A 6,940-nucleotide genomic window follows, 5' to 3' on the forward strand; every position below is an offset into this window, starting at 1 on the left:
GTAACTGCCCCGCCAAGGTCAAAGGGGTGGCGCTACGTGCAACAAAAAATTCATTTTCAGCGCCGGGATCGCGATAATCTAGGAAGCCTGAACAGCAGGGGCGCTGCTGGTATCTACCAACGCATGTTGATGTTGCCGTGTAACGACCGGGCAGATGACCTGCCCTGTGCCCAGCCCATTGCCCAACTCATTGCACAACTTATTGCAAAACCAGGGATTTTCATGAGCAAACCCCAATATCTGCAGATCAAGGATGCCCTCGCCAACCAGATCCTGGCGGGGGGTCTGGCCCCCAACGACAAGCTCCCCTCCGAGCGGCTGCTGGGAGAACTCTATGGCACCACCCGGGTCACCATCCGCGAGGCACTGGTGCAGCTGGAGGCGAACGGCCTTATCTATCGGGAGGATCGCCGCGGCTGGTTCGTCACACCGCCGCGCTTTCGCTTGAACCCCAGACGCACCTCCAACTTTCACCAGATAGTGCGGGAGCAAGGGGGTGAGCCGCGCACCGAACTGCTGGAGAAAAGCCGCCAGGCGGTACCGCCCGCGTTGATGGCGCAGCTTCAGCTCAAGCCGTTTGACAGCCTCTTTTTGCTCAAGCGACTGCGCTACGCCAACGGGCGCGCCATCTGCTACTGCGAGAACCACTGCCTGCCAGAGCGGGTGCCCGGCCTGCTGGCACTGGATCTCAACGGCAGTCTGACCGAGATCTACCAGGCCCATTACGATCTCCACTACGCCCGCATGCAGGTACGTTTCTTCCCCACCGCCCTGCCGGACGAGGTGGCCAAGGCGCTGGGGGCCACCGCCGGTCTGCCCGCCCTGCGCCTCGAGCGGCTCAACTTCGATCAGCACGGACGGGTGCTCGACTTCGATCTGGAGTACTGGCGCCACGACAGCCTAGAGATCGAAGTAGATACCCAGGATTAGTCACGGATAAATCAGGAACGGCAAAACGTCACGGGGCTGTCACGGTCACGTCATAAAGATCCCCTAGCCTCTCTCTCGACCAATCTGGTTTATACCAAACCAATTTAACTGGAGAAGAGGATGAAACAGGGAACCCATCTGCTGGCCGCCGCCGTGCTGGCTGCCATGACCGCCCCGGCACTGGCCGCGACCGATCTCACCGTCTACACCGCCTTCGAACCGGAGCAGCTCAACGAGCTGAAAACCGCGTTCGAGCGCCAGCATCCGGACATCAACATCAAGTGGGTGCGTGACTCCACCGGCGTGGTTACCGCCCGCTTGCTGGCAGAAAAAGCCCAGCCCAAAGCGGATGTGGTGTGGGGACTGGCCGCCACCAGCCTGATGCAGCTCGATCAGCAGCAGATGCTCAATGCCTATGCACCGAAAGGGCTGGATAAGCTCGACAGCCGCTTTCGCGACAGCAAGGCCGAGCCGCACTGGATCGGTCTGGACGCCTTCTTCAGCGCCATCTGCTTCAACAAGGTAGAGGCGGAAAAACAGGGGATCCCGGCCCCCACCAGCTGGGCCGACCTCACCAAGCCCATCTACAAGGGCAAGGTGATCATGCCCAACCCCAGCTCCTCCGGCACCGGTTACCTGAGCGTCGCTGGCTGGCTGCAGACCATGGGTGAGCAGCAGGGCTGGCAATTTATGAACGGCCTGCACCAGAACATCGACCGTTACACCCACTCGGGCTCCGCCCCCTGCAAGCTGGCCGCCAGCGGCGAGACGGTGATCGGGATCTCCTTCGACTTCCCGGCCACCAGCCTCAAGGCCAAGGGTGCCCCCATCGAGGTTGTGTTCCCGAAAGAGGGGTCAGGTTGGGATATGGAAGCTGCCGCCATCATCAAAGGCACCCCCAAGCTGGATGCCGCCAAACAGCTGCTCGACTTTGCCGCCACCGAACAGGCCAACGCCCTCTACAACAAGTCGTTTGCCGTGGTCGCCATCCCCGATGTAGCCCAACCGAGAGCGGGCTATCCGGCGGATATCAAAGGCCAGATGATCGACAACGACTTTAGCTGGGCAGCCCGCGAGCGTAACGCCATCCTGGCCCAGTGGAGCGCCAGCTTCGACGGCAAGACCGAAGCCAAGCAGTAAGCGTGAAGGGCGGCGGTTTGTTCACGCCAGACACACCGCTGCCAATAAACTGCCAGTCGAAGGCCAACAGCTGTTGGCCTTCGCTTTTTGGTTTTAACTTCCCGAGTTTGTATTGCCTTCAATTAGCGACGCTTCGCCCATCCACACAGGGCCCAGCCACTTGTTGACGGCCCGATCTCATTTGACTGTCATCAAGCTGTCATCCCCCGATCACCTGACCGTCACACTTCACCCGCAAACTGGTATATACCAAATCAGTAGCGAGTCGAACCATGACCCAGCCCTATCTGGACATTCAACATCTCAACAAGCAGTTCGGTGCTTTTCAGGCCCTGAAAGGGATCTCTCTGACCATTGAGCCGGGGGAGTTTATCTGCTTTCTCGGCCCCTCCGGCTGCGGCAAGACCACCCTGCTCAGAGCCATCGCCGGCTTGGATCTGCCGGACAGCGGCGAGATCTGGCAAGGGGGGCGCAATATCTCCCGCCTGCCGCCCCAGCAGCGCGATTTTGGCATCGTGTTTCAGTCCTATGCTCTCTTCCCCAACCTGACGGTGTCCCAGAACATCGCCTTCGGCCTTGAAAATCAGGGGTTGGCGCGGGATCTCATCAAGGAGCGGGTGGACCACTGGCTGGGGCTGGTGGATCTCACTGCCCAGTCCCACAAATACCCGAGCCAGATCTCCGGCGGCCAGCAGCAGCGGGTGGCGCTGGCCCGGGCGCTCGCCCTCTCCCCCGGTCTGTTGTTGCTGGACGAACCGCTCAGCGCGCTGGATGCGCTGGTGCGCACCCACCTTCGCAGCGAGATCCGCGCCCTGCAGCAGCGCCTTGGCATCACCACCATCATGGTGACCCACGATCAGGAAGAGGCGCTGACCATGGCCGACCGCATCGTGGTGATGGAGGGCGGCCGCATCGTACAGGTGGGCACTCCGCAGGAGATCTACCACCAGCCTGCCAGCCGTTTCGTAGCAAGCTTTGTCGGCACCATGAACTTCCTCGAGACCCTGGTGCTGAGCCCCAATCAGGTGCGCCTCAACGAACAACCGCTGACACTTGCCAACCAGGCCGCAGCCGGCAGCAAATTGCAGGTGGCGATCCGCCCCGAGGCAATCACCCTGAGTGCGCCGAGCGAGCCGTATCTTGGCCAACATGGCGTTGAAGCAACCATCGATCAGGTGGAGTTTCTCGGCGCCGCCCAGCGCCTGATCTGCACCGCCGACACCTATCTGGGCCCACAGCAAATTCTGGTGGAGCGCCCGACCCACGAGCTCCCCCGCCACGAACAGGGTAGCTGGCGCAGCGGCATGCGCTGCTCGCTGCACTGGCCCGCCGGAGCGATGCAGCTGTTTGAAGGAGATCGCCCATGACAGCCCCCTTCGCGACCTCCTCCCTGCTGCCACCAGTGACAGCCCGTCAAGACGCCCGCTGGCAGCGGCTCTGTCGCGGCTGGAGCCGGGATCAGCTGCTGCAACTGATCCTGCTGGTGCTCGGCATTGCCCTGCTCACCGGCGGTCTGCTGCTGCCACTGCTCACCATGCTGCAAAAAAGTCTGCAGGATGAGAACGGTCTCTGGGTGGGCCTTGCCAACTTCAGCGCCTACTTCGACTCCCCTCATCTGGGGCGCACCATCGGCAACACCCTCTGGCTCGGGGTGCTGATCACCGCGCTGGTGGTGACCATCGCCTTTGGCTACGCCTACGCCCTCACCCGCACCTGTATGCCGGGCAAGCCCCTGTTTCGCCTCATCGGTTTGATCCCGCTTCTGATGCCCTCCCTGTTGCCCGCCATCAGTCTGGTCTACTGGTTTGGCAATCAGGGGATCGCCAAGGGGCTGCTCGGCGGCGAGAGCATCTACGGCCCCATCGGCATCGTCATCGGCCTTGGCTTCTGGTGCTTCCCCCACGCCCTGATGATCCTTATCACGGCGCTGGGTCAGAGCGATGCCCGCCTCTATGAAGCCTCCCGGGTGCTGGGCAGCAGCGGCTGGCGTACCTTTGTCACCGTCACCCTGCCTACCGCTCGCTACGGTCTTTTGAGCGCCGCCATCGCGGTCTTCACCCTCACCATCTGCGACTTCGGGGTTGCCAAGGTGATTGGCGGCCAGTACAGCGTGCTGGCTACCGATATCTACCGGCAGGTGATCGGGATGCAGAACTTCTCGCTGGGCGCCGTTGCCAGCGTCACCCTGCTGCTGCCGGCACTGTTGAGCTTTGCCCTGGAGCACAGGGTACGCAGCAAGATGCAGGAGCAGAGCAGCACCAAGGCGGTACCCTATCAGCCCAAACCCCATCGGCTGCGGGATCTGCTGGCGCTCGGCTGGTGTACCCTCTGGGCCCTGCTGTTTCTGGCACTGGTGGGGATGGCGGTTTACGGATCCTTGGTACAGTTCTGGCCCTACAACCTCGGGCTGACGCTGGATCACTACGCCTTTGACAGCAACAGCGTCTACGGCTGGCAGCCCTTTACCAACACCTTGCAACTGGGCCTCTATACCGCGCTTATCGGCACCGTGCTGGTGATGGTGCTGGCCTGGGCGCAGGAGAAGGGGCGCCACTTTGCGCCGCTGCGCCAATTGCTACATCTGCTTGCCATGCTGTCGCTGGCGGTGCCCGGCATGGTGCTGGGGCTAGGTTATATCTTCTTTTTCAACGGCAATCCGCTCTTTGGCGGCCTCTATGGCACTCTGCCACTGATGGTGCTCTCCTGCGTCATCCACTACTACACCGTGGGTCATATGACGGCGCTGACCAGCCTCAAGCAATTGCCCAAGGAGTTGGAGCTGGTGGCCATCTCATTGCGCATTCCGCTCTGGAAGGCGTTTTGGCGAGTCACCCTGCCCGCCTCCCTGCCCGCGCTGCTGGAGATCTTCATCTATCTGTTCGTCAACGCCATGACCACCACCTCGGCGGTGATCTTCCTCTATTCGAGCGACAGCGTGCTCGCCTCCATCGCCGTGCTCAATATGGAGGATTCCGGCGATACCGCCGCGGCCGCCGCCATGGCCACCCTGATCCTGCTGGCCGCCGCCACCGTCAAGCTGCTCCAGCTCTTTTTAAGTCGCGCTCTGCTGGATCGCACCCAGCGCTGGCGCCACCAATAACCTTATCGAGGAGTCATCATGTCCACTCTCCCCTTCTGGCTGGCCGAGGCGCTCGCCGCCGAACAGCCCGCGCCCCCCGCGCCACTTCACGGCAACCACGAGGCCGATGTCTGCATCGTCGGCGGCGGCTTTACCGGGCTGTGGAGCGCCATCGCCCTTAAACAGGCCGAGCCCCACCTGCACGTCATAGTGCTGGAGAAAGACCGCTGCGGCAGCGGCGCCTCCGGGCGCAACGGCGGCTGTTTGCTCACCTGGTCGGCCAAGTATTTGACCTTAAAGCGCCTCTTTGGCGAGCAGCAGGCCGCCTGGCTGGTGCAAAGATCCGAGCAGGCGGTACACGAGATCGCCCGCTTCTGCGAAACGCACAACATAGAGGCACAGCTGAGGGTCGAGGGCACCTGCTACACCGCCACCAGCGAGGCCCAGCGCGGCCTGATGGAGCCGGTATTGCAGGAACTCAAGCGAGCCGGTCTTAACCAGTGGCAGGCGATTGAAGAGGGTGAGCTGGCGAGCCAGTGCGGTTCCCACGTTCATCTGGAGGGGCTCTACAGCCCCCACGCGGGCTCGGTGCAACCGGCGCTCTTGGTGCGCGGCCTGCTGCGGGTAGCGCGGGAACTGGGGGTCGAGGTCTATGAGCACTCCCCCATGCAGCGCCTTGAGGCGGGCCAGCCAGCGCGGGTGCCAACGCCGCAGGGTGAGGTACGTGCCCGCAAGGTGGTACTGGCCCTCAACAGCGCCATGGTGCAGCACTTTCGCGAGTTTAGCCGCAGCATAGTGCTGGTCTCCTCCGATATGGTGATAACCGACCCCGCGCCGGATGCACTGGCCGCCCAGCAGCTTGAGCACGGCCGCTCCGTGGTGGATGGCCGCACCTTTGTGCATTACTACCGCTCCACCCCGCAAGGGCGGCTGATGCTGGGCAAGGGGGGCAACACCTTCGCCTTTGCCAACCGCCATCTGGCCGAGTTCGATGCCCCTAGCCGTTATCTTGCCCCCCTTACCCGCACCCTGCGCCGCTTCTTTCCGGCGCTCAAAGAGGTGCCCATCGCCGCCAGCTGGTGCGGCGCCTCCGACCGCTCGGTAGATGGCCTCCCCTTCTTCGGCCACTGGCGAGGGCAGCCCAATATCGTCTATGGCCTTGGCTATTCCGGCAACGGGGTGGCCCAGAGCTGGATGGGCGGCCAGATCCTGGCGGCCCTGGTGAGAGACGAGATGCGGGAGGAGGACAAACCGTGGCGTGACTGCGCCCTGGTCAGCGGCCCGCGCGGCTATTTTCCGCCCGAGCCGTTTCGCTGGCTGGGGGCCATGGCGGTGCGCAACGCCATCCGGCGCAAAGAGCGGGCGGAAGATGAGAACCGCCCTGTGGCCTGGTATGACAAACAGCTGGCCAAACTTGCCGATGCGGCGGGCAAGGCGGATAAATAGCCCGGCGATAGAGGGCAACCATTTCCCATACTGTTCGCCCTACAGCCAATTTCTTGAAAATGCCGACCCGAGGGTCGGCATTTTTACAGGTGAAATCTGAGGGAGCATTATCGCCAAGCGTGATCCGCTGATGGGCCCCAGCGGCGGCAGGGTTGAGATAGCGTGATTTGTAGGTTGGCGCAGAGCGTAGCGCAGCGAAGCCCAACAGGCGAGCATGATTGATAGGCATATTTCACGGTAAACGTTGGGCTTCACTTCGTTCGGCACCCAGGGCGGGATCATACCCTGAGATTTAATGGAACTTTCTGATTTTTCAGCGATCTGATCGGGTGTTCTCATCTTATT

Annotated in this window: 6 protein-coding genes; 5 read left to right on the forward strand and 1 reads right to left on the reverse strand. The window is 62.2% G+C overall.

The annotated features are described in order from the left end of the window. Window positions 1–222: 222 nt before the first annotated feature. The 5 genes from phnR (at window position 223) to OKB77_RS15195 (ending at window position 6,595) form a co-directional block, all read left to right on the forward strand. Complete coding sequence (phnR, locus tag OKB77_RS15175; protein ID WP_021231304.1) at window positions 223–930, forward strand: phosphonate utilization transcriptional regulator PhnR; 708 nt, start codon at window positions 223–225, stop codon at window positions 928–930. A 120-nt stretch (window positions 931–1,050) separates the two neighbouring features. Continuing rightward, complete coding sequence (locus OKB77_RS15180) at window positions 1,051–2,070, forward strand: putative 2-aminoethylphosphonate ABC transporter substrate-binding protein (protein WP_088868815.1); 1,020 nt, start codon at window positions 1,051–1,053, stop codon at window positions 2,068–2,070. A gap of 272 nt (window positions 2,071–2,342) precedes the next feature. Next, window positions 2,343–3,437 (forward strand): putative 2-aminoethylphosphonate ABC transporter ATP-binding protein, encoded by a 1,095-nt coding sequence (locus tag OKB77_RS15185; protein WP_265776473.1) that lies wholly within the window; start codon window positions 2,343–2,345, stop codon window positions 3,435–3,437. Next, window positions 3,434–5,170 carry a putative 2-aminoethylphosphonate ABC transporter permease subunit gene (locus OKB77_RS15190; protein ID WP_270817929.1) on the forward strand — a complete coding sequence of 579 codons (1,737 nt, stop codon included), beginning with the start codon at window positions 3,434–3,436 and terminating at the stop codon, window positions 5,168–5,170. Before OKB77_RS15185 ends, OKB77_RS15190 begins: the two co-directional genes overlap by 4 nt. Window positions 5,171–5,188: 18 nt before the next feature. Continuing rightward, window positions 5,189–6,595, forward strand: a complete 1,407-nt coding sequence (locus OKB77_RS15195; RefSeq protein ID WP_270817930.1) for an FAD-dependent oxidoreductase — start codon at window positions 5,189–5,191, stop codon at window positions 6,593–6,595. A gap of 39 nt (window positions 6,596–6,634) precedes the next feature. Here the strand turns inward: OKB77_RS15195 and OKB77_RS15200 are convergent. Beyond that, a partial coding sequence (locus OKB77_RS15200) for a hypothetical protein (RefSeq protein WP_270817931.1) occupies window positions 6,635–6,940 on the reverse strand: 306 nt, incomplete at its 5' end.

Origin of the sequence: Aeromonas sp. Y318-3 (assembly GCF_027706185.1) — a bacterium.
Classification (GTDB): Bacteria; Pseudomonadota; Gammaproteobacteria; order Enterobacterales; family Aeromonadaceae; genus Aeromonas; species Aeromonas veronii.